Below are 1513 nucleotides of genomic sequence, written 5' to 3'. Positions count from 1 at the left end.
CTTGCAATTACCCACTTCTTTTTAGCGCGAGCTCATAGCCGAACTGAATGTCAGTCAGACGTCGCATCCCGCGCCACATCACTGTATTGCCAGGCGGAGGGTCGCTGGCGCGCGCAAGGTAACCGCCGAGTTGAGCGAGCCTCATCACGTTGCGCACAAGTGGGGGTGCCTGGGCGTTGTGAGACGGTTCATGAACGACGCGGTCGAGCAGTTCAATTTCGGTGGGTGTAAACGCTAGCTGGGCGGGAGCCTGCGGCGCCAGGCGTCCGAGCATTGTGAGCCAGAATATGCGCCAGCTTAGGACGCAGAAGACTGCAATCAGGTTCGCAAGCCGATCCGCAGTGCGAAGCCGGGACTCCTCTGCCTTGCAGCCCGATTTGAGGATCTTGTGGAAGGTCTCGATTTTCCAGCGCATCGCATACCAGTCCAACTTCTCGATTGCTTCGGCACGAGAGCAGACCGGCAGGTTCGTAATCAGTTTCCATTCAATACGCGGACGCCCAGGCGGCGGATCGCGCTCTTGGGCGTGAAGGACTGTCAGCTGTAGCGCAGGATAGCGGTTCTGCTTGCCGATGGGCGGCAGCACAGTCATTCGCTGGTAGCGCAGCTCAAGTTTCGCAATCATTGGACGGCCCTTCGCGTCGCGAAGCTCGACGCGATGCAGCCCCTTGACTTGAACCTGCTGCATGACTTTGGAGATCGTGTGCTGGCCATTTTCTGCAAGCCTGTCGACGCAGGTGCGCACCAGGAAGTGAGTGCACAGGTCATACGCCGTGCAGAACAGCTCGTAAATGTCGCTTTCCCGGTCACCGATGTGAACGCAGCGCACTGGATCATCAAGAAGCTCAGTCGACTGGCGCATATTCTCCAGCCAGCGCCAGCTCTCCTTTTCCTCAATCGGTACGCGCGTGGGATTAATGTGGCGCTTGAGCTCCGAAGACCCTTTGAATTGCTTTCTCGTCCAGAACTTCACCGCACCCAGGCCAAGGGGCAAGCCATCCGCAGTGACAACAAGACTCGAATGCATCAGGATGCCGCACTGCGTGAGCGGCTGTTGCAGGCGATGGCCGTTCTTTCGCGTTCCGAGAGACGTCTTGCCCGTGTAGCCGATCAGTTCGGGGCGCTCCCTCTGGTACGAGAAAGTGGTCGTGTCCTGCAGGATGAGCACTGGCCCATTGGTGGCCTTGACACGTGCAGCGCTCGCCTGAAAATGACCGCTCAGGATATCGAGTTCGCTCACGCGCTCGTTAGATAGAAACCGGTAGGCAGCCTTGGTCGAAGCCCAGTCTTGACACGCAAACGGGATAGTCTGCCCCATGCCCTCCCAAAGCTTCTCTAGCAGGATGACGAAGCGGCGGCGCAACCTGGCGTCCGGGAATTCGCTCCCCTGGACTTCCAGATCGACCCACGATTGATCATCCGCCTGTCGCTTGCCGGACATCTCGCCTGCACCTTGGACATCACGTGTGCCAGGTTACCAGGTTTCGTGACGGAGATGTGGGTAATTACAAGG

1 protein-coding gene is annotated in these 1513 nt (G+C 58.5%); it reads right to left on the bottom strand.

Annotated elements, in window-relative coordinates; translation table 11 throughout:
• Positions 1-7: 7 nt before the first annotated feature.
• Positions 8-1441 carry an IS4 family transposase gene (locus G3O01_RS44725; protein ID WP_205813899.1) on the bottom strand — a complete coding sequence of 478 codons (1434 nt, stop codon included), beginning with the start codon at positions 1439-1441 and terminating at the stop codon, positions 8-10.
• Positions 1442-1513 lie beyond the last annotated feature (72 nt).

The organism is Burkholderia sp. Ac-20365, from assembly GCF_017104715.1.
Taxonomy (GTDB): domain Bacteria; phylum Pseudomonadota; class Gammaproteobacteria; order Burkholderiales; family Burkholderiaceae; genus Paraburkholderia.
Note: the sequence above shows the minus strand (reverse complement) of the source record. Positions and strands in the feature narration are given on the sequence as shown.